Annotated in this window: 25 protein-coding genes; 10 read left to right on the plus strand and 15 right to left on the minus strand. The window is 33.9% G+C overall.

Going from position 1 to position 25,525, the window contains the following annotated elements; genetic code table 11:
• Positions 1-84 precede the first annotated feature (84 nt).
• From P2W75_RS15410 to P2W75_RS15440, 7 genes are all read right to left on the minus strand, one after another.
• Positions 85-852 (minus strand): LytTR family DNA-binding domain-containing protein, encoded by a 768-nt coding sequence (locus tag P2W75_RS15410; protein ID WP_276381150.1) that lies wholly within the window; start codon positions 850-852, stop codon positions 85-87.
• Positions 833-1,849, minus strand: a complete 1,017-nt coding sequence (locus tag P2W75_RS15415) for a sensor histidine kinase (protein ID WP_276381151.1) — start codon at positions 1,847-1,849, stop codon at positions 833-835. The genes P2W75_RS15410 and P2W75_RS15415 overlap by 20 nt, the downstream gene beginning before the upstream one ends.
• Before the next feature lie 578 nt (positions 1,850-2,427).
• Positions 2,428-3,162, minus strand: a complete 735-nt coding sequence (locus P2W75_RS15420) for a thioredoxin family protein (RefSeq protein ID WP_276381152.1) — start codon at positions 3,160-3,162, stop codon at positions 2,428-2,430.
• Between the two features lie 91 nt (positions 3,163-3,253).
• Positions 3,254-3,664, minus strand: a complete 411-nt coding sequence (locus tag P2W75_RS15425; RefSeq protein ID WP_276381153.1) for an organic hydroperoxide resistance protein — start codon at positions 3,662-3,664, stop codon at positions 3,254-3,256.
• 92 nt (positions 3,665-3,756) lie between these two features.
• Complete coding sequence (locus tag P2W75_RS15430; protein ID WP_276381154.1) at positions 3,757-4,776, minus strand: alpha/beta fold hydrolase; 1,020 nt, start codon at positions 4,774-4,776, stop codon at positions 3,757-3,759.
• Between the two features lie 283 nt (positions 4,777-5,059).
• Positions 5,060-5,473, minus strand: coding sequence for a cupin domain-containing protein (locus P2W75_RS15435; RefSeq protein WP_276381155.1), 414 nt, complete (start codon positions 5,471-5,473; stop codon positions 5,060-5,062).
• Between the two features lie 387 nt (positions 5,474-5,860).
• A complete protein-coding gene (locus tag P2W75_RS15440; protein ID WP_276381156.1) occupies positions 5,861-6,604 on the minus strand; it encodes an SDR family NAD(P)-dependent oxidoreductase in 744 nt (247 codons plus the stop codon).
• Between the two features lie 330 nt (positions 6,605-6,934).
• On the opposite strand from P2W75_RS15440, the gene P2W75_RS15445 reads away from it, so the two are divergent.
• Positions 6,935-7,288: a hypothetical protein gene (locus tag P2W75_RS15445; protein WP_373921644.1), complete on the plus strand. Its 354-nt coding sequence runs from the start codon at positions 6,935-6,937 to the stop codon at positions 7,286-7,288.
• Between the two features lie 133 nt (positions 7,289-7,421).
• Here the strand turns inward: P2W75_RS15445 and P2W75_RS15450 are convergent, their stop codons facing one another.
• The 5 genes from P2W75_RS15450 to P2W75_RS15470 all read right to left on the minus strand — a co-directional run bounded on the left by P2W75_RS15450 (position 7,422) and on the right by P2W75_RS15470 (position 16,076).
• Entirely contained in the window at positions 7,422-10,301 is a 2,880-nt protein-coding gene (locus P2W75_RS15450) for a type I restriction endonuclease subunit R (RefSeq protein ID WP_276381157.1), read from the minus strand.
• Between the two features lie 12 nt (positions 10,302-10,313).
• The gene (locus tag P2W75_RS15455) at positions 10,314-10,556 is read right to left on the minus strand and encodes a hypothetical protein (protein WP_276381158.1); all 243 of its coding nucleotides are present in this window, start codon (positions 10,554-10,556) and stop codon (positions 10,314-10,316) included.
• An 18-nt stretch (positions 10,557-10,574) separates the two neighbouring features.
• Positions 10,575-11,861, minus strand: coding sequence for a restriction endonuclease subunit S (locus tag P2W75_RS15460; RefSeq protein ID WP_276381159.1), 1,287 nt, complete (start codon positions 11,859-11,861; stop codon positions 10,575-10,577).
• Positions 11,861-13,423, minus strand: a complete 1,563-nt coding sequence (locus P2W75_RS15465; protein WP_276381160.1) for a type I restriction-modification system subunit M — start codon at positions 13,421-13,423, stop codon at positions 11,861-11,863. Before P2W75_RS15465 ends, P2W75_RS15460 begins: the two co-directional genes overlap by 1 nt.
• A gap of 202 nt (positions 13,424-13,625) precedes the next feature.
• Positions 13,626-16,076: a hypothetical protein gene (locus P2W75_RS15470; RefSeq protein ID WP_276381161.1), complete on the minus strand. Its 2,451-nt coding sequence runs from the start codon at positions 16,074-16,076 to the stop codon at positions 13,626-13,628.
• A 370-nt stretch (positions 16,077-16,446) separates the two neighbouring features.
• Between P2W75_RS15470 and P2W75_RS15475 the strand changes: the two genes are divergently transcribed.
• Both P2W75_RS15475 and P2W75_RS15480 read left to right on the plus strand, forming a co-directional pair.
• Complete coding sequence (locus P2W75_RS15475; RefSeq protein WP_276381162.1) at positions 16,447-16,863, plus strand: OsmC family protein; 417 nt, start codon at positions 16,447-16,449, stop codon at positions 16,861-16,863.
• A 96-nt stretch (positions 16,864-16,959) separates the two neighbouring features.
• Complete coding sequence (locus tag P2W75_RS15480; RefSeq protein ID WP_276381163.1) at positions 16,960-17,739, plus strand: alpha/beta hydrolase; 780 nt, start codon at positions 16,960-16,962, stop codon at positions 17,737-17,739.
• Between the two features lie 126 nt (positions 17,740-17,865).
• Here the strand turns inward: P2W75_RS15480 and P2W75_RS15485 are convergent, their stop codons facing one another.
• The 3 genes from P2W75_RS15485 to P2W75_RS15495 all read right to left on the minus strand — a co-directional run bounded on the left by P2W75_RS15485 (position 17,866) and on the right by P2W75_RS15495 (position 20,118).
• On the minus strand, positions 17,866-18,834 hold the full coding sequence (locus P2W75_RS15485; protein ID WP_276381164.1) for a hydrogen peroxide-inducible genes activator: 969 nt from the start codon (positions 18,832-18,834) through the stop codon (positions 17,866-17,868).
• Positions 18,835-19,141: 307 nt separating this feature from the next.
• Positions 19,142-19,624 (minus strand): MarR family winged helix-turn-helix transcriptional regulator, encoded by a 483-nt coding sequence (locus P2W75_RS15490; protein WP_207295951.1) that lies wholly within the window; start codon positions 19,622-19,624, stop codon positions 19,142-19,144.
• Between the two features lie 2 nt (positions 19,625-19,626).
• Positions 19,627-20,118 carry a GNAT family N-acetyltransferase gene (locus P2W75_RS15495; protein ID WP_276381165.1) on the minus strand — a complete coding sequence of 164 codons (492 nt, stop codon included), beginning with the start codon at positions 20,116-20,118 and terminating at the stop codon, positions 19,627-19,629.
• 168 nt (positions 20,119-20,286) lie between these two features.
• Here P2W75_RS15495 and P2W75_RS15500 point away from each other — a divergent pair, with 168 nt between their 5' ends.
• From P2W75_RS15500 to P2W75_RS15530, 7 genes are all read left to right on the plus strand, one after another.
• Positions 20,287-20,634, plus strand: coding sequence for a helix-turn-helix domain-containing protein (locus tag P2W75_RS15500; protein ID WP_207295949.1), 348 nt, complete (start codon positions 20,287-20,289; stop codon positions 20,632-20,634).
• 309 nt (positions 20,635-20,943) lie between these two features.
• Entirely contained in the window at positions 20,944-21,189 is a 246-nt protein-coding gene (locus P2W75_RS15505) for a hypothetical protein (protein ID WP_207295948.1), read from the plus strand.
• A gap of 527 nt (positions 21,190-21,716) precedes the next feature.
• Entirely contained in the window at positions 21,717-22,259 is a 543-nt protein-coding gene (locus P2W75_RS15510) for a phage tail protein (protein ID WP_207295947.1), read from the plus strand.
• Between the two features lie 41 nt (positions 22,260-22,300).
• Positions 22,301-22,840: a phage tail protein gene (locus P2W75_RS15515; protein ID WP_276381166.1), complete on the plus strand. Its 540-nt coding sequence runs from the start codon at positions 22,301-22,303 to the stop codon at positions 22,838-22,840.
• Between the two features lie 13 nt (positions 22,841-22,853).
• Complete coding sequence (locus tag P2W75_RS15520) at positions 22,854-23,393, plus strand: phage tail protein (RefSeq protein ID WP_207295945.1); 540 nt, start codon at positions 22,854-22,856, stop codon at positions 23,391-23,393.
• Between the two features lie 60 nt (positions 23,394-23,453).
• Positions 23,454-24,584: an ABC transporter substrate-binding protein gene (locus P2W75_RS15525; RefSeq protein WP_276381167.1), complete on the plus strand. Its 1,131-nt coding sequence runs from the start codon at positions 23,454-23,456 to the stop codon at positions 24,582-24,584.
• Positions 24,581-25,519: a formyltransferase family protein gene (locus tag P2W75_RS15530; protein ID WP_276381168.1), complete on the plus strand. Its 939-nt coding sequence runs from the start codon at positions 24,581-24,583 to the stop codon at positions 25,517-25,519. The genes P2W75_RS15525 and P2W75_RS15530 overlap by 4 nt, the downstream gene beginning before the upstream one ends.
• The last annotated feature ends 6 nt before the right edge of the window (positions 25,520-25,525 follow it).

The raw sequence follows: 25,525 nt of genomic DNA on the forward strand, positions 1-25,525 counted from the left end.
CGAGATAGTTTTGTTATAACTAAAGACAAATCTGGAAAAATTGACACTGATTACTGAGTCAAAAAACTGCATTGATAAAAAAAATTACCTATTCTCCAGCCAGCTTAAAAATGCCGTTGTTTTTTCCTTTCCTACCAATAATTTTTCTTCGGTTGGAATGGTTAATTTGATGATTAATTTTCTTGAAAAGTAATGTTCTGCTTCTCTTATGGCTGAGAAATTTACCAGATATTGTCTGTTGAGTCTGAAAAACTGAATAGGAGATAATAATTTATGAACCTCATCTAATGACTGTGCAATTTGATATTCGGTCTTATCAAAAGTCATGATTGTCGGAGTTTCATTTTTAATGAAGAAAAACGCAATGTTTTCTGTCTGAATCGTTTGGTATTTATTGTTTTTGAAAACCAGAAAACTGCTTTTTCCTGTATTTTCGCCTGTTCGGGTTAAGAGATAATCAAAATCAGGCATCATTTTTTTATTTCTTTGGAAGAAGTTCTTCAACTCTCCCGTCTTTTTAATTGCCTGCGAAATGCTTTCTCTTGAAAACGGTTTCAAAACGTAATCAATTCCGTTTGATTTAAAAGCTTCGATAGCATAATCGTCAAAAGCGGTGCAGAAAATAACCGGAGATAAAACCTCAACATTTTTGAAAATCTCAAAGCATAATCCGTCTGCAAGCTGAATATCCATAAAAATCAAATCGGGCTGATCGTTTTCTAAAAGATAACTCACAGCGCCGTCGATACTCTGAATATAAGATACAATCTGAACGTCGGGTCTGATACTTATAATAAGCTGGCCAAGTGCTTTGGCCGTTTTTACTTCATCTTCAATTATTACGATAGTCATAAATCAGGGGTATTTTAACTTTAAAAAGGGTTTCCGTTTTATCTATTTCAATTTCCTTGTTAACCAAATGCAGAAATCGCTGGTTGATATTGTCCAAACCAACTCCGGTTGACAAAGTACCTCGTTTGAGCTGAATTGGATTTTCGATCACCAGAAATTCATTTTCGGTATATAATTTTATATGCAGAGGTTTATCGAGCGAAACAACATTGTGTTTAATACAGTTCTCAATCAATAACTGAAGCGAAAAAGGCGGAATTGCCGAATCGTACTGCTTTGGATCAATTTCTTTTATAACATCAAATCCGTCTTCAAAACGCGCTTTCAGCAGATATACATACGAATCTAAAATTTGAAGTTCTTCTTTTAAAGAAATCAAATCCAGTTTTCGGCTTTCTAATGTAAAACGATAAAAATCAGATAATTTCAGGATAAAATCAGAACTCTGCGGGTCCTGCATATCCACCATCGATTTCAACGTATTCAAACTGTTAAATAAAAAATGCGGATTTACCTGCTGTTTCAATAATTCGTACTGCGCTCCCAAATTTAAAGCTTTGGTGCGTTCCAGTTCTACTCCCATTTGCTGTGTCTGGTAGTTTTGAAACAGAAGATGCAGGAACATATACACAATGAGGTTGATCAAAACACCGCGGAGTTCGAACATTATGGGCGCATCCATTTTTGACACCTGAAAAAGTTCTTGATGCGCAATTACCAGAATTACCATCAGCAGAATTCCCAACAAAACACTCAACAGCAATTTCCAGTTAAAAAGGCTTTTGTTAGTTCGTTGTGATGAAAATTTTGGTAAACTATAAATGTTGTAATACCAAATAAAAAGAGAAAACAGCAGTGTAATCGAAGAGTTTATAATAAGGTCTCCAGGCGTAGAATCGGCATCAAATAATTTGGGTATTGAAGCCATTACCGCCAGAGCGATAGAGCTTCCCCAAATGACTTTGAGCGAAACCTGAAAGCGTTTTGCTTTTTCCATAATTGTATTTGTTTGGTTATCCTGTTGGTCAAAGATAGGTTTATTTTGAAAAAATTATTTCAGGCTGATTCAGCTGATTTTTATTTTTTTTAAACACATAGAAACATAGTTTTTTGCTTTAAGAATTAGATTAGAGAAAAAACTAGTTTTTACACATAGCTATGTGTACTCAAAACAAATCTTATCTGTCTTTTCAAAAAGTATTTTGTTTTGAAAAAATTATTTCACGCAGATTGCAAAAGAGTTATGCAGATTTAGCTGATATTTATTTTTTAAACACATAGAAACATAGTTTTTTTTTTTACTTTAAGAATTAGGTCAAAGAAAAAACTAGTTTTTACACATAGCTATGTTTACTCAAACAAATGTTGTCTGTTTTTTCAAAAATGTTTTGTTGTGAAAAAATTATTTCACGCAGATTAAAAAGATTAAAGCTGATAAATGCTGATTTTTTATTTCTGACTTAAAAACACATAGCTATTGTTTATTTAAACAAATGAAATTTCTTTTTACGCAAAGCAAAACTATGTCTCTATGTGTTAAAAATTAATGAAGCTTCATCAATATAGAACAAAACCTTAAGCACGTTTTACACCTAAAACAGCTCCTGAATTCATATCCTGTACAAAACCAATAATTTCGAAATCCTGTGTATTGAAATTTTTAGGCAGACGAACTGTTGCTGTTCCTTTTTTCACTTTATTCAAATCAACTGATTGCAACTGACGAACGATTTGATAATGCGTTAAAACACGATTGGCATTTTCTCCTCTTTTTATATTGCTTTTGGCTTCTTTTTGAACCACAGCAATAAACAAACGACTGTTTTTTGAAGTCCCTTCTACACTATAGTTTACTGAAAGGTTATTATCAATTTGATACGTTTCTAAACTCAAAGAAGCAGAAGCAGGTTTGACAAGTGCCGATTTGATTCCGTTTCGCAGACTTGTTTCCTGAGAACCTACATAATCTATTTTTCCGTTAATGATAACCTGAGGTGTGTAAATAGGATCTTTTCCCATGAATTTAGCATAATCGTATTGTCTTTTCGTATAATCGGCATTACTGAAAATATCTTTCCAGCCTTGTTTGTCCCAATAATCTACGTGATAAGCCAATACATAAACATTCTTGTCTTTTAATTCATTCTGAATTCTTCCAGACAATTCATCAGCTGGCGGACAGCTCGAACAGCCTTCTGATGTATATAATTCTAAAAGGGCAAACCCTTTTTTATCTGAATTGCTTTGTGCGAAAATGGTGTTTCCCATTAAAAGAAACAGCATTATAAAAGTGGTAACTATATTTTTCATTTCATTTTGAAGTTAAAGGTTATTGGTTAGGAGTTAAAGGTTAAGAATTAGGTTTCAACAACTCATAACCCCTAACCTATAACTTATAACTTTATATGATATTAATATCTACATAAATATTTCCTCTCGTAGCTTTAGAATACGGACAGGTTTGGTGTGCCTGTGCTGCTAAAGCTTCTGCCGTTTCGCGGTCAATTCCCGGAAGACTGATGTTTAAACGTGCCTGCAATGAATATTCACCTTCTGTTACACATAAATCTATTTCTGCGTCTACAGCTGTTTCTGACGGAAGTTTAACTCCCAATTTTGAAGCGGCGATTCCTAATGCTCCAATAAAACAAGCCGACCATCCTGCAGCAAATAACTGTTCTGGATTTGTTCCCGGACGTGATGATCCCGGTGCGCTTAATTTGATATTTAATTGTTCGTCTGAACTTTGAGAAGCTCCTTCTCTACCGCCTGTGGTGTGTGTTTTTCCTGTGTATAATACTTTTGTGCTCATGATAATTTTAGATTTTAGATTTTAGATTTTAGATTTTAGATTTTTAAAAATCGCTTCGCTCTTTTTGGAATTTAATTTTTAATTCTCAATTTTTAATTTTTAAAGCCAGCTACGTCAATAATTGCTTGTGCAAATGCTTTTGGATCTTCCTGCGGAACGTTGTGCCCAATTCCTTTTAAGATTCTGTGTTCGTATTTTCCTGTGAATTTATTGGCGTAAACTTTTCCATCTGCGAAAGCACCGTCAAAATCACTTCCTATTGTAATCGTTGGAACTTTAATTTCCGGTTTAACAGAAAGACGTTTTTCTAAGTTGTCGTATTTAGATTCTCCAGCTTCCAGAGATTGTCTCCATCTGTAATTGTGAATTACGATTGCCACATGATCCGGATTGTTGAAAGACTGAGCGGTTTGGTCGTAAGTTGCTTTGTCAAAATTCCATAACGGAGAAGCGATTTTCCAGATTAGTTTATTGAAATCGTAAGTGTTTTGAGTGTAACCCTGTTTTCCTCTTTCGGTTGCGAAGTAATATTGGTACCACCAGCCTAACTCAGCTGTTGGAGGAAGCGGTTTTAAATTTGCCTCCAGATTTACGACTAAATAACCACTTACTGATACCAGACCTTTTACACGTTCCGGCCAAAGTGCAGCTACTACAACCGCTGTTCTGGCTCCCCAGTCGAAACCGCCAATTACGGCTTTATCTATTTTCAATGCATCCATAAAAGCGATAATATCACTTGCTAATGCGGCCTGCTGTCCGTTTCTGAAAGTAGCTTCAGAAAGAAAAGTTGTTGTTCCGAATCCTCTTAAATAAGGCGTAAAAACATGATATCCTTTTGCAACCAAAATTGGAACCACTTCGTTATAGCTGTGAATATCATAAGGCCATCCGTGAAGCAGAATAACCGGAGTTCCGTTTGAAGGACCTGCCTCTGTATAGCCTACATTTAATAATCCGGCATTGATTTGTTTTAAAGTTCCAAGTGAAGGGTTTACTTCAATAGTTTGTTTTGAAGCTTGTGCATTGGTTAAAGCCACATTCATAAAAAGAGCTGCGATTAAAACCAATTTTGTTGTAATTCTGTTTGTACTATTTAATAGCGTTTTCATAATTTTATTTTTTGATGAGTTGATTATCAGTTAATTTCTTCGTCAAAGGTATCTTGACAGTTGTTGTTTTTAAAGTAGAAAAAAGGTGAAGCGGACAAAGTTTAGGTTGAAATGGACAATCTTTTAATTGTGAATTGTAAATGGTTAATTGTAAATTGTTATAACCGCAAAGCACGCTAAGATTTTATTTAATGCTTTTGTAAAACGCAAAGGACGCGAAGCTATATGCTTAAAAAACTTTGCGCACTTTGCGGTTAAACCATTCGCAACCTCAAACTTGAAACTACTTTACTAAAGTTAAAACAGGTTTTCCTTTTTCTACAATATAAGTTGCCAGTTCCGAAGCTTTTAAACTTGTATTATTTCTAGCCGAGTGAACTACACCAGCCGGAATAAATAACACTTCACCTGCTTTAAGAGTTACCGGAGCTTGTCCTTCCACTTCGTATTGTAATGAACCTTCAAGCACATAGATAATCTCTTCGCCTGGATGAAAGTGCTTCCCAAAAGCCGAATGTCCTTCAAAATCAATTTTCGCCTGCACCGTTTCACGACCCGTAATACTTAAATCGTGTTTTTGTAAATCAGTGCGTTTTATTCCCGTTTGTGCAGCGATTTGATTCGGAATTAAAAAGGCGATGATTCCTAAAATGACAATTGCGATAATAATCCAGGTTTTTTGTTTTTTAGTTTCCATATTCTTTTGATTTAAAATTTGTTATCAGTTAATTTCTGAGTCAAAAGTATATCGAGAATGCTTCCTACGAAATGAGAAAATAGCCCAAGTGGACAAACTTCTGGATGAAATGGACATCAGAGAAGTTATAAGTTATGAATTATGAATTATGAATTATGAATTATGAATTATGAGTTATGAGTTATGAGTTTGAAATGCGATTAATTTTACCACAGAGAATACTAAGATGTTTTGCTGCAAGACTTAGTAAAAACGCAAAGTTCGCAAAGCTTTGAAAAACAAACCTTGCGAACCTTGCGTAAATCCTAGCGTGCTTTGCGGTTAAATCACAGTATACATTTACATTTTACATTTCACCATTTACAATTCACAATTCACAATTCACAATTAAGCCAAAACCATTCCCCCATCCATAATAAAATCGGCTCCAGTGATGAATTTTGCGGCATCAGTGCTTAAATAGGAAACCATTTTGGCTACATCTTCGGCTTTGCCCATTTCTTTTAGCGGAACTTTTTCGACTACAACCTCCATAATACCTTTTACGGTAGATTCATCTAAACCGACTTTTTTCATCACTTCGGTTTCTGTTGGTCCCGGACTAACCGAATTCACTCTGATTTTTCGTGGCGCTAATTCCAACGCTGCCGATTTCATAACCGAATTCAAAGCCGTTTTACTAGCCGAATACACCGAAGATCCCGGCCCCGGCATACTAGCAGTATTTGAAGACAAAAACACTACCGAAGCACCGTCTTTCAAAACCGGAATAAATTTGCTTAAAGTAAAATACGCCCCACGCAGATTGACATTCATAATACTGTCGTACAATTCCTCCGAAGTTTGCTCAATTGTTCCCAAACCGGCAATTCCGGCATTGATAAAAAGAATATCAACGGCTCCGAAATCTTCTTTTACTTTCGAAACCAGATTTTCAATATCCAAAACACTCGATTGATCTGCTGTAACTAACGTCACTCCCAATTCCTGAGCCGCTTTTTCAATAGCTTCTTTTCGTCTTCCGGTAATGATAACTTTAGCGCCTTGTTCTTTTAATTCTTTTGCTGTAGCATAACCAATACCGCTGTTTCCGCCTGTTATTACTGCAACTTTATCTTTTAAATTGTTCATTTTTCTGTGTTTTTAAATTAACAAGGCAAAGTTAAATCGCAAAACACATTGCTTTTTTAGAGGTATCATCGAGTATACCGCTTTAAGTATTGAAGCTTACATTTTCATTTCATATATTCGTATTGTTTTTTAGGAGCTGTTTCCAGCTGTCCGCTATATCTTTTATGCCGAACAACGGCACAAAAGGATGCCGCTCCCATCTGGGCTAGGACATACATTTTCATTAGAAGTTTTGTGGAAATTTGATTTAGAAACAACATTTAAAAAGTAATATTTTTCTTATTTTTTAAAATATTTTTTGATATCTTTACGTCCCTAAACGTTAAGATAATGAACTTAGAAAAACTTTTGCCCGTGTGGTATGGTGGCGGTATTGGAAACAACTGCAACGCTCTTAACGGCGTAGGACACCTTAGCTACACGGGTTTTATATCCCTAAACGTTAAGATTATGAGCGTAACAAATCTTTCCAAAGAAGCCGAAATCAGGCTAACCAATTTCTTCAATCAAACCGTATCGCCCGAACAAATGGCAAAAGCATTACGACAAGTAAATTTTGTTCTTGCTCTAGGTATTATTCGTGAAAACGAAACCCTTCAGCAAGAAATACTAAAACTAGAAAACAGTTTTTACTGGCTCAATGAACTAGCCGAGATTTTGTGTCCTTATTTGGATGTGGAGTAAGATTGTTTTTTGGTTTGAAATTTTTGAAACCCTTGATCATTTTTTTGATTGAGGGTTTTGTTTTTTTATTTATAATTATAAGGATTATTTCTTAAAACATGTTAATGCAATTGAAACAAAGTATAATAATTTCCTAAGCGATCATTCCTTTAACAAAAACTTCAACATATTCTTTCATCTTAGTGATAATCCTATCTCCAATAACTCTAGCTTGAAGAATGCTAGGTCTATTATCAAGACATTGAAAAACTTCATCTTTTATTGGCTCCCTTCCGCTATATATGTAAGCATCAATTAAAGCTTTAAATTGTGCTTTATCCAAATGTTCTTCATCACATATTTTTCCTAAAGCTAAAACTTTCTGGTCTTTCCAAAACTTCTCAAATTCATCTTCAATCGAATCGCCATCTTTTATAAAAGGCATATTTTCATCTATAAACTTTTGGATTAACTCTCTCTTGCTTCTTAAATTGATATCGCCACTTAACAAATCAATAATAGCTTTTCTTTTAGCATTAGCAGCACTAGAAGTTTTTGTTTGTTTTAATTGCGCTAATAATTTTAAAATATATGCAACATTAACTTTATCTCTATGAATTAATTCTAATTCAAAATCTATATCATCAAGTATAGACGTTTTTTGTTTTTGATTGTCTTGTTTTACCTTTTGATATAAATCTAAATATTTGCCTTTATAATTATTATATTCTTCTTCATCAATTAATAAGTCATCCCAATCAAAATCTGCGTAAGATTGCAAGACATTCATCGCACGCATTAATTTTCTAAAAGCTTGTACAAATAGAGCTTCGTCTTCCTCACTTTCAAGATCATTTACATCTTGATACGTTGGAGTGATTTCTCGTAAATCCTTTAAAGCTTCATCAAATTTCTTAGCAATATCTTCATAAGCTGGCATTGTTACTACTTCAATGGCTTCTTTATTAGAAAACAAAGTGATCGCATCGTCTGTAGCTTTTTTTAGATTTCTAAAAGCTAAAATATTTCCCTGTGACTTCTGCTCACCTAATATTCTATTTGTTCGCGAAAATGCTTGAATCAAACCATGTTGTTTCAGGTTTTTATCTACATAAAGTGTATTTACTTTTTTTGCATCAAAACCAGTTAACATCATATTGACAACAATAACGATATCTAAACGATCCAATTCATCGTTGAAGTTTTCTTTTTCTCGATTTTTTAATCTTTTACTTATATTTTGAAAGTACTTTTCAAATGATTTGTTGTCCTTGTTTGTAAAACTTGTACCATACATTACGTTATAATGTCCAATATATTTTTCAAGTTTATCTCTAGTATGATTAGATTGATATTGTGTTTGTGGCTCAGCTAAAACATCAAAATCTACTTCATCTGCTGGAAGAAAATCCTGAGCTTCATCTGAATCTTCATTTACACCATACGTGAATATAGTTGCAATTCGCAAATCATGTTCTCCTGCTTCTTTCTTCTCTTGGAAAAGATCATAATACTGAATTACATTATCAATACTACTCACAGCTAATAATGCTGAATAATCTCTATTAAATGTTTTTTGATTATGATAGGCAATAATATAATCGACAATTTTATTGATTCTCATTTTAGAATCATATACTTCTTGTTTGTCAATATCTTCTACCTCTATATCAATAAATGTTTTGCTAGTATTTTTGTATTTTCCAACATACTCTACTCCAAAACGTAGTACATTTTGATCTCTAATAGCATCAGTTATTACATATTTATGCAAGCAATTACCAAATAAGTCTTTTGTTGTTCTCTTTCCGTAGTCATTCTTTGACGCATTTTCTGCAAAGATTGGCGTTCCTGTAAAACCTATTAATTGGCTTTTCTCAAAGAATTTAGTTATTCTATCGTGTGTATCTCCAAATTGAGAACGATGACATTCATCAAAAATAAAAACGATTTTCTTATCTCTTAAAGATTCAATATTACTTTTATTTTTTTGAGAAACGGCATTATTTAATTTTTGAATAGTCGTTAAAACTAACTTCGTATTATCTGTTAATTGTTTGATTAAAGATTGTGTATTATCTGTAACATCAACGCTGTCTTTCTTGAAAGCATTGAACTCATTCATGGTTTGATAATCTAAATCTTTTCTATCTACTACAAAAACAACTTTGTAGACTTCGGGCAATTCAACTAGAATTTGGCTTGCTTTAAAAGAAGTAAGCGTTTTTCCAGAACCTGTTGTATGCCAAATGTATGCGTTGTCATTTGAGTTTTTAACCTGATGAATTATCGCTTCAGTTGCAAAATATTGATAGGGACGCAAAACCATCATTACTTTATGTGTTTCATTTAACACAATGTAATGCGCAATCATTTTGCCCAAATGATCTGGATTTAAAAACGAAGCAGTAAAATCCTTTAATTCGGTAATGTTTTTATTATTGGAATCTGCCCAAAAGAAAGTTTGTTTGACAGATTGCAATTTATTGTTGGCTAAATATTTAGTATTGCCTCCATTACTTATTACAAATAATTGTACATATTGAAACAAACCATGATTGCTCCAAAACGAATGGCTTTGGTAACGATTGATTTGATTAAAAGCTTCCTTGATTTCAATTCCTGAGCGTTTTAATTCTATTTGCACTAAAGGCAAACCATTAACTAAAAGTGTAACGTCAAAACGGTTCTTGTAACTCCCTTCTAAACTTATTTGATTGGTAACCTGAAATAAATTCTTATTACTCTCCTCTGTATTAAAAAAACGAACATAAAAAGGTGTTCCGTCTTCTTTATCTAATTGGAAACGATCTCGTAATGTTTTTGCTTTTTCAAAAACATTACCTTTAGCAAGATGATTTAAAATAGCATCAAACTCTTTAGCTGTAAAAGTAGTTTCATTAAAAATCTCTAATTGATTTTTTAGGTTTGAAACCAAAGATTCTCCATCTTGTATTTTTACAGATGTAAAACCTAATCCAGTCAGTTGTTTTATTAGGTTATTTTCTAATACCGCTTCTGATTGATAGCTCATCGGATACTACTTTTATGATCCTAAAAATTCAACATCGTTTAAACCACACCATTTAATATAATTCCTTAAATCGAGTTCATTTACGATATATGGCATTCTTTTTTCAACTCCACTTGCTATTTCACCAAAATTTGAAGCAACTACCCACATTCCAACTTGAGGCACCAAACATAGCTTAGACTTTGCATAATAATTCCCGAGGTGGTGACTAATTTCTATAAATCCAAATTCAAGTAATTTTTCTACTGTTAGCATAATTTTGTTTTTTTTATTTTAAATAAACATCTTCTGCAACAAACCTTTCTTAAAACTTTGCGTTTGTATTAGTTGTTGGTTAACGTTTTCTATTTTTGCATCAATACTCGATAAAAAATCAGCTATTTTCTTTTGTTCAAGCAATGAAGGAAACATAAATTTTAAATTTGAAAAATCAGTTTTATTTATTTGAGGAACTGCTTGAACTCCAGCTAATAATTTAATCCTAATAGCATTGAATTCTAATAATGAAAAAATAAAATTATTACTATTAAAAGAATTAGCTTCTATTGCATTAATCTGCTGATTAGTTATACAATCAAGACCAGCAATTGCAACTTTTCCAATTGTAGAACCTATACATACAAATAATACTGTTCCTTTCTTTAATTTTCTTCCTTTTTCAAATCCTAAATCTGTTAATGTGGTTTTTGTATTTAATACGTATCTTGTACCATTTATATCCGCAGGAGAAACAAACAATTGTTTTCCATTATAATATTCTACGTTTGATGTTGTTGGTGTACTTCCCGTTACAATTTTTCCAACCTCACCCAACTTCTTCTCCTCCCAATCCGGATAATCCTTTCCATTCTCATCTTTAAACCGTAATTTCCCTGCGAACAATTGTTGCATTACGCCTTTTTTGTATTGCTCTAATAATTCTTTTTTGCTGGAAAGTTGCTGTATTTTTTCATCAACCGTACTTAAAAAAGAAGCAATTTTTCGTTGTTCTGCGAGAGTTGGAATATCAAGTTTAAGATTTGCAACTCTATTAGTGGACAAACTCAGTACTTTTGTTCCCTGAGCTATCAGCATTATTTGCTTTCTTAATTTCCAGGATTTCAAAAGATAACTTGTAAATCCCACGAAAGTTTTATCTGAAATTGGTCTAGCTAAAAAGGTATGAAGTCCAGACAATAACTTTACATTACAAATATCAATTAATTCAATTGACTTACCAATATCAGCATAATCTTCAGAAGCATCTGCCATAATTATATCGCCATTTTTACAATATGACTCTTTTTTTATATTAGATAAATCTACATCAGAAATTATTAAAGGGACATTTTCATTTTTCAGATAAAAATGAGTTTGGAATTTTGTATGAATATCCCCGTAATGAATATTATATACTTCTCCTTCGTCATAATTTAATTTATCCCTAGATAATGAATTTGTATTGTAAAATGAATAAAGTTCACCAAATCTTTTTTCTTTCCAATTTTCTTCAAACTCAGGAAAACGCAATTGTGGTGCTTCACTTTTTTTCTTTTCTATTCGTAAAATTGCTGTACTCATTAGAAAGGTGTTTCAATTCCTAGTTCATTGCAAAAACCGACAATGGTTTTATCTGTTTCTTCAATAGTTGCATTCAAAACCTTAATTTCGTTAGCAATTGCATTTATATCAATACTTTCTTCGGCTTCAAACGTATCCACATAACGAGGTATGTTTAAGTTGTAATCGTTACTGGCTATTTCGCTTAAAAGTGCAACACGGCTATATTTTTCTTCTTCGGTTCTGTTTTTGTACGCGTTAATAATTTTGTCAATATCTTCACTTCGCAAAACATTTTGGGTCTTTACCTTTTCGTAATTCTGGCTGGCGTCAATAAATAAAATGTCCTTTGGGTTTTGTCTTTTTTTCTTCAAAACCAAAATACAAGTAGGAATACTTGTACCGTAAAAGATATTCGCTGGTAAACCAATTACAGCATCTAAATAGTTTTTCTCCTTTATTAAATATTCTCGAATATACCCTTCAGCAGCGCCACGAAATAAAACTCCGTGAGGTAAAACTACAGCCATTGTTCCGTTATCATCCAATTGATGCACCATGTGTTGTACAAAAGCAAAATCAGCTTTACTACTTGGAGCAAGTTTTCCGTAATCTGAAAAACGATCATCACTCATAAACAAAGGGCTTGCACTCCATTTAGCAGAAAAAGGAGGATTTGCTACGATAGCTTCAAAACGCAAATCGTAATGTTGCGGGCGTTCTAAAGTATCTTCGTTTTTAATATCAAAACGTTTGTAATGCACATCGTGCATAATCATGTTCATACGACATAAGTTGTAAGTTGTAGGATTCATTTCCTGTCCATAAAATTCACCTACCTTTTTTACTTCTTTTGCCACACGTAACAATAATGACCCAGATCCACAAGTCGGATCGTAAACACTTTTAAGTTGCTCTTTACCGACGGTCACTAATTGCGCTAAAATACTACTTACTTGTTGTGGTGTATAAAACTCCCCTGCTTTTTTTCCCGCGCCACTTGCAAACTTACCAATCAAATATTCGTAGGCATCTCCAAGTACGTCACTATCTGTATTTTCAAGATCAAAATCAATTTCATCTAAATGCGTCAACACACGCACAATTAATTCATTTTTGTCAGCTTCTGATTTTCCTAATTTATGAGAAGTTAAATCTAGGTCAGAAAACAAGTTTCCAAAATCCTCTTCACTTTCAGTCCCCATTGTACTTTGCTCAATATGCGTTAGTACTTTGGATAAATCTCCTAGAATAAAATTATTCTTTCCTCCTGCATTTCCTCTTTTCGTAATTTCAGAAAACAATTCAGATGGTTCCAAGAAAAAGCCTAATTTATCAATTGCTAATAATTTTAATTCTTGCAATAATAGGGTTTCATCAGGATGTCCTTCAACTTCCTTAAAAGTCAACCCGTCTGGTTTTAGTACTTCATTAGCATACAAATCCATTTTTGTACTTAAATATTTGTAGAAAATAAAACCTAATATATAATCCCTGAAATCATCGGCATCCATTTTCCCGCGAAGAGTGTTTGCAATGTTCCAAAGTTGTTGTTCTAATTTTTGTTTTTGTTCGGCTGCCATTAAGCAATTTATTGTTTGTTTATTCTGATATTTTATAAAGCGCTAAAATATCGAATATAAACGGAAGTGAAAAGAGGAAAACCTTAAAGTATCAAAAAAGCTATTTTTTACAATTAACGTTCAACTTATATTCAAAAAAAATCAGGTCTGGCATGCATAAAACACCATTCCTGATTTTTCAAAATATAATTAACCTTTACTTTTATCTTCGGCCTCTAAAGCCCCCTCCGCCACGGAAGCCACTGCCACCCAAACCACCTTGATGCTGGAAGTTTTGAAAATTTCGGGTTTGCGATTCACCGCGGTCTCTTGAAAAAGCAGAGCGATCAAGATCGTTTGTAATATCAGGTCGGCCGGCTTCGCCGAGAGGTTTGTTAGGTTGTCCGAGGGTTTGTTCTGGTCTGTTGAAATTATTACCTTGTGTTCTGTCGGCTAATCGGGTTTCACCTCCTAGATTTTGATTTTTTGGCAGGTTATCACGTTGGATCTTCTCTCCTGCTCCATTGGCACCAAGTCCTTGATTCGGTCTGTTTTGAATTGCTTCACCGGATTTTTTTGTAGAACCTAAAGTTCCTGCTTGCGTCCAGCCACCATTTCCGTTGTTGTAATGACTCCAATTTCCGTTTGCATCTCTTTTATATACATGTCCGTCATGGCCTGCGTATAAATTGTTATTGGTGCGAACAGTCGTTCCTCCACCACGGCGATGTGTAATTACACCTTCTTTTCCGCCTGAGGTTTGATATGCCACTGCGGTTCCGCGTCGGGTTGTGATATGCCCCGTTTGTGCCCATTGGTTTCCGTTTGTCGCTGCCGAATGTCCCCATTGTGCATAGGCATTATGACCTTGATTGGTTCTGGCGTAATTTCCTGTCCACGGATTATAGGTACTTGCCGCCGTACGACCGCCGTACCATCCTTGCACACTTGCAGAACGTCCGTATCTTCCCGTTGCGGGATTGTACCAAGCCGAAGTTCCTGCCGCACCATATGGTCCGTAAACACGTCTTCCGGCCGCATAACCACCCGTCCACGGATTGTAAACGGCTCCGCCTCCGTACGCATACGGCCACGGACGATAAATTGGATACAATCCGCCGTAATACACATAAGGCGGATAATACCATCCTGTACCATACGTCAATATCGCTCCAACAGTAGCACCAATTATAAAAGCACCCAAATAACCCGCCGTTGAACTGCTTTCTACCGTAGTATCGGTTGTGGTTTGGGTTACATACGTCACATTATATACGGGAGAACTTGGCGGAATGGTATAAATTTCTTTCGGAACAGAATCGGCAGTTTTCCAAGGTCCGTTTGGACTTGTCGACATAAACCAAACCGCCTGAAAACATAAATAATACAAATCGCCTACTTTGATGATTTTTTCCTGCGTATTACTTGCATATTGCATTTTTGTACCTTCAATTGGTTTAAACTGAGCTGTGCCACCATCATACGTTACTTTTACTTTGGCTTCCGCATCGGATTTCTTCAAAATAGCCGTTGTAGGAACTTGTGATAACATTACGGCATCATTAGCTTCTTGTGTTCCGGGAACAGACGACAATACATTGGCACGTGGCGAATCTTTCGGAATTTTAGCAAAATCGGCGGGAAGATTATTTCCGGCATACGACCAAGGTCCTGTTAATTCTTTCGATTTAAACCATCTTCCTGATAATAATACATAATATTGTCCATCAGCTTCATTGGCAAAAACATCATTTTCGGTATTGTCGATGTACATCAATTTGGTTCCTTTAATATTAATGAATTTCGGATTTCCGTTTACGGCAATTAATTCCGCAGGTTTATTGCTGTAGAAAACTTCTGGAGCATTCCCAGAAGATGGAGGCGGAATCATTTTTTTGACATCATCAAAATTTTGTTCCGATGGAAGATTATTTAAACCCGAAGGGAGTTTTGTCGTTTTTGTCCATTTGCCTTCAATATTTTTTGAAGTCAGCCAGATGTTATCAACCAAGAGATAATAATCTTTTGCCGTTTTATCAAAAAACAAATCCCAGTTTGTATTCACTACATATTGTATATCCGATTTGTCAATTGGAACTAAAACAGGTTCTCCCTGCACAATAAGCAAAATCGAAGGATTGGTGCTGAAAAAAATGGCTGGAGGATCATTTTTAGCTGTAATTCCTTTTGGCGGACTTTTGGTTTGACTTAAATCAGCCAAAATACGATCAACCGAAATAGGATCTCCACTTTGTGGCAGTGTTTCTTTAAATAGTTTTTCCATTTCGGGAATTTTCTTTTCATCCAAAGCAGGAAATCGTACATCAGTTACTTGAAGGTTTTTAATAAAAGCGCTTCGGTTGTCTTTATCGACCAATGTTTCAGCTTTTAAAGAAGCCACGCCTAAAACTTGTTTTCCATCTTTTGGTGTCAGCGAAAAAGCCAATCTGCCTGTAAGTTCTTTATAATCTTTCCAGTCATCAATCTGAGGCTGATAATAAACGAGTTTTGTACCGTTATTTTCGGCTTCGCGCGGCCAGCCATTATCGGCAATTAATTTAGAATTGACCGTGTCCGATTTTTCGGCGGCTGCAATTATCTGGTCTTTATCTTTTTTGCAGGAGAACAAAACGGTACTCAAACAAACTATAATAATTAGAAAAGCATTTTTCATACATCTAAAAGTTAAGTTATTCATTTAAATTTTATTTATCCGATTGTCTTATAAAAATTGTTTCGAATAAAATTAAATTCACAGAACATATAAATCTAAAATTCAGTCATTTACTTGGTTGCAAATTCTAACTTGAAACCAAATAATAAGGAATTCATCACTCATTATTTGTACCATTGAAATTTAGAAGTAAAAAATGTTATCCTTCACAATATTGGTTCGCGTCAATAAAATCAATAATTATAAATTATTTTTATAACTACTAAAAATTATTAATTTGATTAATAAACATCATCACCATAACTTTGTCTCATCAAAATCAAAGAAATGATTTGAAACATTAAAAAATTAATCTTAAAAAATAGAAATCATGAAATTTACAAGAAGAGCAAATGCAAATTGGAAAGGTACAGGAATGGAAGGAAAAGGAACCATTAGTACACAAAGCACAACTTTAGATAATGCACAATTATCATTTAAAACTCGTTTCGAACAAGGTGTTGGAACTAATCCTGAAGAATTAATCGCAGCAGCACATTCTGGCTGTTTTACCATGCAGTTAAGCTTTTTATTATCTGAAGCTGGTTTTGTACCAGAAGATTTAGATACAACGGCTAAAGTAACTTTTGAAGATGGAACAATTACTTTAATCCAATTAGAACTTACCGGGAAAGTTCCTGGAATCTCTGAAGAGGATTTTCAAAAAACAGCTCAAAAAGCAAAGGAAATTTGTCCTATTTCAAAATTGCTTAACACTGAAATTACTTTAACTGTTACACTTAATTAAATTCCAATATGGAAATTTCAAATTCCAAATCTTTGGAGAAATTGGAATTTGGAATTCAATCTAAATTTTTAATCAAATAATCTAATTTTTTTACACATGAAAACACTATATAAAAGCTATTTAGCATTGGGAGCACTAATTCTTACTTTATTATTTACAACAGCAAATGTAAACGCTCAAAAAACAGTTCCTCAAATTAAAAACGTTGTATTGGTTCACGGTGCTTTTGCAGACGGTTCTGGATGGAAAGGTTTGTACCAAATTTTGACTAAAAAAGGATATAATGTAACGATCGTTCAAAATCCGTTAAGTTCTTTGGAAGATGATGTTAAAGCCACAAATTTAGCTCTTGACAAACAAGATGGACCAACCATTTTAGTGGGGCATTCTTGGGGTGGAACTGTAATTACCGAAGCTGGAAATCATCCAAAAGTAGCCGCTTTGGTTTATGTAGCAGCGTTACAGCCTGATAATGGAGAAAACTCTGTTCAATGGTTACAAACTGCACCTCCTGCTCCAGAAAATGGGGTTTTGGCTCCAGATGATAAAGGAATTGCTTATTATGACAAAGCAAAATTTCATGCAGGTTTTGCAGGTGATTTAAGCAAGGAAGATGCTGATTTTATGTTTGCTTCGCAAGGTACTTTCTATGCTAAAGGTTTCACAACGCCTATTACAAAAGCTGCTTGGAGAGACAAACCATCTTACGGAATTGTAGCAACTGAAGATAAAAGTATTGTTCCGAGTATTCAGCACGCCATGTACAAACGTTCGAATACAAAAATCACAGAAATAAAGGGAAGTCACGTAGTCTTTATTTCACAGCCAGAAAAAGTCGCAAATGTGATTATTGAGGCATCTGTTTTGAAAAAATAAATTTCAATACAAAAATTCCAAACTCTAAACGATTTTAGGGAAAACTCAAAGATAAAATTCCAAATTCCAATTAGTATCTAACTTGGAATTTGGAATTTTTTGATTGGAATTTTTTTGATTGGAATTTTAAGAAACCTTGCTGACGGCTTTAATAAAATAAGGTGAATCGTTCCAGCGTATTTTTCTATAGGAAAAATCTTTTTTGAGTGATTCGGGAAGGCAGTTCCAAATAGCTTCATTCATTTTTTCGAGAAGCAATTTCTTTGAGAACGAATCAGAAACTACAAGGCTTATTTCTCTTACGGGAACTGGTTCTTTAAAAGGCTTGAAAAGCCCGACAGCTTCATTCATTGTCGAAAGCTTTGGTATGATGGCAAATCCCAAATGTGCGCGAACTAGATTTTTTAAGGTTTCGATGGAGTTAATATCATATGTAAATTGTTCTTTTATCTTGTCTGATGATTTTAATCCGCAAATATCCAGAAGCTGTGCATTGTAACAATATTCATGATGGAGTAATAATAATTCGGTTTTATCTCCAGGCTGCATTTCATAAAATTCATCATTCGCCATTGGGTGTGATTGATTCAAATAGGCTACAAAAGGTTCTTTAAAAATAACATGTTCAATTAAATTAGGATTTCCTGTTGGCGTTGCCATTATAGCCACATCAATTGCACCGGTTTCTAAATCCCTCATTAAATGCCCGGTATAACCTTCTTTGATAATGAAATGAACTTTGGGAGCCGCTTCTTTCATGGCTTGAATGAACAACGGAATCAGATATGGTGATAAGGTTGAAATAATGCCGAGCTTCAATTCTCCTTCCAATACATTTTTCTCGTTCACGACAAAATCCCTAATTTCATCTAATTCCCGCAGAATCTTTTTGGCTTTGGTGATAATTTCAGTTCCTAATTGTGTTGGTGTCAGTGGTACTTTGTTTCGGTCGAAAATCTTGATTCCAATTTCTTCTTCTAGATTCTTTAACTGAATGGTAAGACCTGGCTGTGTCACCATACAGACTTCGGCTGCTCTTGCAAAATGACGTTCCTCGTCGAGTGCCACAATATATTTTAACTGCTGAATAGTCATTTTATAATTTTATTTTATAAAGATACATAAATATCAATTTAGCTTATAAAATTATTTTCATCCTAAATATTTCGGAAAGCTGATGTAATTAAAAGAAAGTGAAAGTAATGTTAAATAATGGATTTTTTAAATTTTCATGGAATCCATAAAATAAAACTTATCGTACATGTATAAAATGAGATTTGGGAATGCTGTAAATTCAAATGGAGTAGTTTTTGGAGCATGTTGAGTTTATCATTCTTAAGTATCATTTTCAAACTAAACTATTACAATAAAAAAGCGATCCTAATAGATCGCTTTTTTTTTACTACTCGCCTTCACTTTTTAGTTGTAAAGCTCTTTGTAAAAAACTTTGGTGCATGATTTTGTTTTCGGCTTCTTCGATCGCTTTCAACAAATTATTTTGATTATCGGTGATTTCACTTAAAGCACTTTTCATGACCTCCCAAACGGGTTTCATTTGCAAAACTAACTCCTGCCCTTTTGAAGTTAACTGAATAAGTCTTTTACGTTCGTCAATTTTATCTTTTTTAGATCGAATCAGTTTTAATTTTTCCAATTCCTTAAGTAAACTTATGGTCGATGGATGTGTATAGCCAATTTCATTTGCAATTTCGACTACGCTTAAAGTATCCTTATGATGAAGCGTATAAATTACGGGAAACCATTTCGGCTCAAAGTCAATACCGTATGATTTATAAACCAACGCACCGTCTTTTCTCAGTTGTTCGCTTAAACGCTGTAATCGTGTCGAAATGGCTAGTATTCCTGATTCGTCTATTATATTCATCTTTATTTTCTTATGTTTAAATGACAGAAAACATTATCTGGCGCCATTACAGGGAAATCTTTGGGCAAGGTTTGTTTTTCAATTCGAACAAAATTATTTTTTTCATAAAAACGCAACGCAGCTTCTAGTTTTGTAATGGTTCCCAAATATAAATCATCGATTTGGTTTTCTCGGCAATATTCGATTAAAGTCTCTAATAATTTCTGTGCAATCGAAAATTCTTTTCCACGAAATTCTTTCTTTACAAACATTTTTCGAATGGCTGCTTTATGCTTTTCAAATTTTATTAAAGCGATGGTTCCCACTAATTCATCATCTATAAAAGCGCCCCAAAATCCACCTCCACTCGCGTAATAAAAGTTTTGAATATTGAATAAATCCGGCTGATCTTCTAAGGTAATGGGCACATTGAATTCTTTCTGCTGAATATTGATTATTAAATTGGCGGCTTCGTTTTCGTATTCGTTTGCTATGGGTGTAATTACTGCTTTCATTTTTATATTATTTTTTATAGTACAAAACTACGTAGTTAAATACATAAATGCAATTATTTATGATTTATTTATATTTTTGTATTACTACTGAACTGCTAAAAATATGCAAAGCAATAACTTTTTCTTAATTGAAAAGTTTAGACAGTTAAACTTAATTTTACCATTTTTATGACCAAAAACACAAGAAATCAGAAAGAGGAATTTCAGGCACTTCAGGATACATTGTATGTTTTGGGTGGAAAATGGAAACTGCCCATTATCAATTCAATTTGTAATGGAAACCATCGTTTCAAGGACATTAAAGAAAGTATTCCTGGAATCACTTCTCGAATGTTGTCAAAAGAATTAAAGGATATGGAGCTGAATAATCTTGTAAAAAGAACCGAAGATCCAGATGCTTTAATCCCTATTCTCTATGAATCGACTCCATATTGTAAATCTTTTGGCCCAATAATTTCTGAAATGATTAAATGGGGAATTGCACATCGAAATCATATTAAGAGCCTGAAAGTTTAGGTTTCAATTCTATTTTTATAGCCACTTTTTTGACTAATACAATTTATTTTTCAGAGTATTCTTTCAATTGAAAAATGAACATCTATAGTCCTCATTTTCGGCGAAGGGGCTTATTTATTAGTGCTTTACGACTTATCAACAATAAGGTTGAAAAATTCTTCTTGTGTTTCAAATCATATTATTTGTATTTGTTCTAAATAGATATAGATTTGCAACATCCAAAAACTAAATTATTTATTTAATCGTATGTGTAATCAACCAATACGCAGTAGATCGGCGTATTCCATTATTAATAGAAAAAATTCAATTGTGGATAAAATAAACATTCAAAGATTAAAAAAGACTTTAGCGTATCTCGAAAGTAAGCAGCGTGAGTTAAAAAGACAGCATGAAAATGATACACGAAGTATCGAATCTATGATTAAGTATCTCAAAAAAGACATGATCGATCAATTTCAGTTAATGCAATATGATATTTATATTGAAGACGAAATGAAAAATACCGAAATATTTATTAAAAGCGTTCAGAATATAATCGATGACCATTCGTCTTAATTAATATAATGATTCCTAATTTTTAAAAGGTTTGTTTTATCGAAACCTTTTATACCACTTGTAAACTGCTGTAAATTCTATTTTCATCAAAAGTGAGAGTAGAATTTACAGCAGTTTTTTTATTAGTTCCGATTTATTGCTAAGTTATTTCTTCAAAAACATTTAAGAATGTGATAGCTTTAGAAAGGTTAGTTAATTTCTAAAATAATTCCATCCTATAAGATTTAAATTTAGAAGGCAAAGGAAATTTCGTGACAATAAAAATCCGCTTCATGACATATTTTTCCTTTTTAAGCTATTAGAAATCTAATTTTAACACTGCTTAAGGTTGATAACAGCTGTATACCAGTAATTAAGAGCAGAAGTAGTACATTGTTTTTACTAAAATCACGTAGAAATACCTGTTTTTAAAATACTTATATACAGTAAATTAGCAAATCTTAAACCATGTCAAGGCCTTTTAAACTGTAACCAAGCCTGACAAAATCGAAAAAAAACCTAATAACTAACTTTTAACTAATTAAACTATGGATGGAACTATAGGAGAAATTCGCCATTTTGCGGCAACGTTTGCACCTAGAAACTGGGCTTTCTGTAACGGACAAATCATTGCCATACAAGCAAATACTGCTTTATTCGCAATTCTAGGGACTACTTATGGCGGTAATGGCACAAGCAATTTTAGACTGCCTGATCTCGGAGGACGTATAGTAATAGGAACTGGCACTGGACCAGGAACATCCAATTACACCTTGGGCGAAAACGGCGGAATAAATAATGTTACTTTATTAACTTCAAATCTACCTTTGCACACCCATGGCAGCACGGCTTCTATAGCTATTCCTGCAATTGGAGACGGAGGAAATGCAAATACCCCTGATGGAAACATTCTTGCCAGTGTAGCTAATATGTATAATAGCACATCTCCAGGAGAAGATGATTTAAAACCAGCTTCATTGACTGTTACACTAACACCAACTGGTTTGGGTCAACCTCTTTCAATAATGCAGCCTACTATTGGTATTAACTATATCATTTGTATGTATGGATCTTTTCCAGCGAGAAATTAGTAAAAATGAATTACAACTAACAACCAAAAGATATTATTGATATGGAAGGATATTTATCAGAAATACGCATATTCGCCGGAAATTTCCCGCCACGAGGCTGGGTTTTTTGTAATGGCAGTCAATTACCTATTTCTAATTATGATGCATTATATGCTCTAATTGGCACCACATATGGAGGTGATGGGGTTACTACGTTTAATATTCCTGATTTAAGAGGACGTGTTCCTATTGGTACAGGACAAGGACCTGGATTAAGTCCAATAGTTCTGGGACAAGTTATAGGTACAGAATCGACAACAATGACTACAAATCAAATGCCTGCGCATACTCATGTGGGTACAGGTTCTCTTGCTATTCCAGTATATAAAGGTGCAGGAAATATTGGAGCTCCTACTGATAGTGTTTTAGCTGGACTTACTAATGCTTATTCATCTGCCGCACAAGACAGTGCTTTAAAACCACAAACTGTTACACTTACAGTTTCTGCTACTGGTGGCAATATACCATTTTCTATTATTCAACCTTATCTTTCTACTAATTATATTATTTGCATAGAAGGTATTTTCCCAAGTAGAAACTAAATCTAAAAAAATTATGGAAGGAACAATGTCAGAAATACGTCTATTTGCAGCAAATTTTGCACCAAGAACATGGGCACTTTGTTATGGACAAATTTTATCTATATCAACAAACCAAGCTTTATTCAGTCTTTTAGGTACTACTTATGGAGGCAACGGAGTAACAAATTTTGCATTACCAGATTTTAGAGGTCGTGTTCCTGCGGGAACCGGAGTTCCTTCTGGTATTACTCAATTCCCTTTAGGAGGTCAAATGGGATCTAATACAATAACAGCAACTATTACTAATTTACCAATGCATACCCATGCATCATTAAGCCAAATAAAAATAAAAGCGCTTGCTGATGCTGGTGATACGGGTTCTCCCGAAGATGCCTACTTGGCTTCTATTGCTGGTCTTTATTCTGATCAAACACCCGACGGCAATTTGAGAAGTATCAATCCTTCTATAACGGTTGGGATTGCGGGAGGAAATCAGCCTATGTCAATTCAACAACCTTCTTTAGGTTTGAATTACATTATATGTATTCAAGGAATTTATCCATCTAGGAATTAAAACAACTCCCCATTAACGATTGTTAATGGGGAGTTTGTTAAAAAAATGCATGAAAAATTTATGAAAATAGCTTTACTACTAACTCGATCTGTCATTTACCCTTCAATGTCTTTTGATATTATGGATGGATTTAAATCTGCCTTAAAGAAAATTGGTATTGATAAAAACCATGAAATTGTAACTGCTAGTATAGGAGTTGGAGGCAACAATAAGGAAATTCACGAATGTTGCGAACAACTGCTATTAAATGGTACAGATATTATAATTGCCTACATAAATCCTATTGCCGCCGAATTTATACAGCCTCTTTTTGAAAGTTCTGATAAATTATTGATTGTTTTAGACAGCGGTTATCATTTTCAGTCCTTTGATAAAAAATTATCTAACGTTTATTTTATTTCTTTAGAAGGTACTTTATGCTCACGTGCCATTGTACGCAAAGCTATTGAAGATGGGCAAAATAAATTTGCCTTTACTTGTTCATTTTATGATGCAGGTTACCGATCTCCTTATTCGTTTTCTACTGCTGTTGAAGATAATGGGGCGATGATTAGTTATAATCATGTTACAGCTTTGCAGCGTACCGATTTTAACCTTCAGCCATTAGAGGAATTTCTGGAACAAAATGAGGATGTATCTGTATTCACATCTTTTTGTGGTGATATGGCAGAAGATTTCTTTAGAGAATCTGCTAAATTGAAAAACATTGCTTCCCGCAAAACCTACGGAAGCGGTTTTACTGCTGAGGAATTTTGGATGAGTAAAATTCCTTACCCAGGCTACAACTGGAGTTGTGCAATTCCTTGGTCAACTAATACTTCCAATGAAGAAAATGAAGATTTTGTTTCTACAATGAAAAATATTAAAGATCAAAAAGCGAATGTGTTTTCTCTTTTAGGATGGGAAGCTGCTTTGTTTATTGAAGCATTAAATGGTCTTTCATTAGATGAAATCGTGATTAATTCTCCTAGAGGAAAAGTATATATGAATCCGCATACGAGAACTTCAGAAGCACCTATATATTATGCAACAGTTACTAAAAATGAAGAAACTGGAAATTGTCAATTAGATCATATTTCTATAGCTGAAAATATTGAAGAAGAACGCGAGAGACTTCATTATCATGTTTTAGCCCTTCGAAATGAAACTACAAATTCTTGGTTTAACTCTTATCCTTGTTTAGAATCATGAATCCAATACGCGACATAGTAGTTTTATGCAATAATAGACTAGCTTTTCCAGCTATCCAAACGCTTCACAGTCTTGGCCGTCTTCATACTATTGGAGTCCCTACAGACAATGAAGATGTAAAAGCATTTTGTTCACTTTTTGCGGCAAAAACAGGTATTAGTTTAATCTGGATTGAAAAGGCTAAACTAAAAATTCAGTTAGAGGAAATTACCAGAATTCCAAATCTAAAAAATATCTTCACAATGACTTTTCCATGGAAAATTCCGGAAGATATTATAGAGAAAAATCCTGATATTTTTTACAATTTTCATTATGGATTATTACCCGAAATGCGCGGAGCTGATCCTGTTTTTGAATCTATAAGAAAACAAAAAAGCGAGACTGGAATTTCTGTTCACGCAGTTGAAAAAGAAATCGATAAAGGAAAAGTAATTTTAAAAAAGACACTTCCGTTACATGCTGATTTAACTTACGGAATGCTTTGTACTAATTTATCATATCTGGCTTCCTATATCTTACCCGAACTTTTTACTTTATTACACCATAATAATAAAGGTTTACCGCAAGATGAAAGGCTGGCAAGCTATTACAAAAAACCTACGATTACGGATGTAACTATTCAATGGGAACATCAAGATTCAAAATCAATTCAGGCTTTAGTAAATGCATGCAATCCATGGAACAAAGGAGCTTATACACAATGGAATGGTCTGAATATCCGCATTTTAGAAGTTTCTCAAACCCATACCGCTACAAATAACTCCAAAACTCCAGGTACCATTTTAGAAATAAATGAAAATAACGGACTTATTATACAATGTTATAATAACACACAACTTCGAATTAATACGGTCTATACAGACGAAGGATTTATGAGTGGGCATAAATTGCTCGCTTTTGGCATAAAAAACGGCGAACAATTTGCCACTCTATAATTTAAC

The organism is Flavobacterium sp. H4147 (genome assembly GCF_029360735.1).
In the GTDB taxonomy this organism is placed as follows: domain Bacteria; phylum Bacteroidota; class Bacteroidia; order Flavobacteriales; family Flavobacteriaceae; genus Flavobacterium; species Flavobacterium endoglycinae.

Excerpts from the sequence above, each read along its gene's own strand:
- P2W75_RS15410 (WP_276381150.1), bottom strand. The coding sequence starts at position 852 with ATGACTATCGTAATAATTGAAGATGAAGTAAAAACGGCCAAAGCACTT.
- P2W75_RS15415 (WP_276381151.1), bottom strand. The coding sequence starts at position 1,849 with ATGGAAAAAGCAAAACGCTTTCAGGTTTCGCTCAAAGTCATTTGGGGA.
- P2W75_RS15420 (WP_276381152.1), bottom strand. The coding sequence starts at position 3,162 with ATGAAAAATATAGTTACCACTTTTATAATGCTGTTTCTTTTAATGGGA.
- P2W75_RS15425 (WP_276381153.1), bottom strand. The coding sequence starts at position 3,664 with ATGAGCACAAAAGTATTATACACAGGAAAAACACACACCACAGGCGGT.
- P2W75_RS15430 (WP_276381154.1), bottom strand. The coding sequence starts at position 4,776 with ATGAAAACGCTATTAAATAGTACAAACAGAATTACAACAAAATTGGTT.
- P2W75_RS15435 (WP_276381155.1), bottom strand. The coding sequence starts at position 5,473 with ATGGAAACTAAAAAACAAAAAACCTGGATTATTATCGCAATTGTCATT.
- P2W75_RS15440 (WP_276381156.1), bottom strand. The coding sequence starts at position 6,604 with ATGAACAATTTAAAAGATAAAGTTGCAGTAATAACAGGCGGAAACAGC.
- P2W75_RS15445 (WP_373921644.1), top strand. The coding sequence starts at position 6,935 with ATGAACTTAGAAAAACTTTTGCCCGTGTGGTATGGTGGCGGTATTGGA.
- P2W75_RS15450 (WP_276381157.1), bottom strand. The coding sequence starts at position 10,301 with ATGAGCTATCAATCAGAAGCGGTATTAGAAAATAACCTAATAAAACAA.
- P2W75_RS15455 (WP_276381158.1), bottom strand. The coding sequence starts at position 10,556 with ATGCTAACAGTAGAAAAATTACTTGAATTTGGATTTATAGAAATTAGT.
- P2W75_RS15460 (WP_276381159.1), bottom strand. The coding sequence starts at position 11,861 with ATGAGTACAGCAATTTTACGAATAGAAAAGAAAAAAAGTGAAGCACCA.
- P2W75_RS15465 (WP_276381160.1), bottom strand. The coding sequence starts at position 13,423 with ATGGCAGCCGAACAAAAACAAAAATTAGAACAACAACTTTGGAACATT.
- P2W75_RS15470 (WP_276381161.1), bottom strand. The coding sequence starts at position 16,076 with ATGAAAAATGCTTTTCTAATTATTATAGTTTGTTTGAGTACCGTTTTG.
- P2W75_RS15475 (WP_276381162.1), top strand. The coding sequence starts at position 16,447 with ATGAAATTTACAAGAAGAGCAAATGCAAATTGGAAAGGTACAGGAATG.
- P2W75_RS15480 (WP_276381163.1), top strand. The coding sequence starts at position 16,960 with ATGAAAACACTATATAAAAGCTATTTAGCATTGGGAGCACTAATTCTT.
- P2W75_RS15485 (WP_276381164.1), bottom strand. The coding sequence starts at position 18,834 with ATGACTATTCAGCAGTTAAAATATATTGTGGCACTCGACGAGGAACGT.
- P2W75_RS15490 (WP_207295951.1), bottom strand. The coding sequence starts at position 19,624 with ATGAATATAATAGACGAATCAGGAATACTAGCCATTTCGACACGATTA.
- P2W75_RS15495 (WP_276381165.1), bottom strand. The coding sequence starts at position 20,118 with ATGAAAGCAGTAATTACACCCATAGCAAACGAATACGAAAACGAAGCC.
- P2W75_RS15500 (WP_207295949.1), top strand. The coding sequence starts at position 20,287 with ATGACCAAAAACACAAGAAATCAGAAAGAGGAATTTCAGGCACTTCAG.
- P2W75_RS15510 (WP_207295947.1), top strand. The coding sequence starts at position 21,717 with ATGGATGGAACTATAGGAGAAATTCGCCATTTTGCGGCAACGTTTGCA.
- P2W75_RS15515 (WP_276381166.1), top strand. The coding sequence starts at position 22,301 with ATGGAAGGATATTTATCAGAAATACGCATATTCGCCGGAAATTTCCCG.
- P2W75_RS15520 (WP_207295945.1), top strand. The coding sequence starts at position 22,854 with ATGGAAGGAACAATGTCAGAAATACGTCTATTTGCAGCAAATTTTGCA.
- P2W75_RS15525 (WP_276381167.1), top strand. The coding sequence starts at position 23,454 with ATGAAAATAGCTTTACTACTAACTCGATCTGTCATTTACCCTTCAATG.
- P2W75_RS15530 (WP_276381168.1), top strand. The coding sequence starts at position 24,581 with ATGAATCCAATACGCGACATAGTAGTTTTATGCAATAATAGACTAGCT.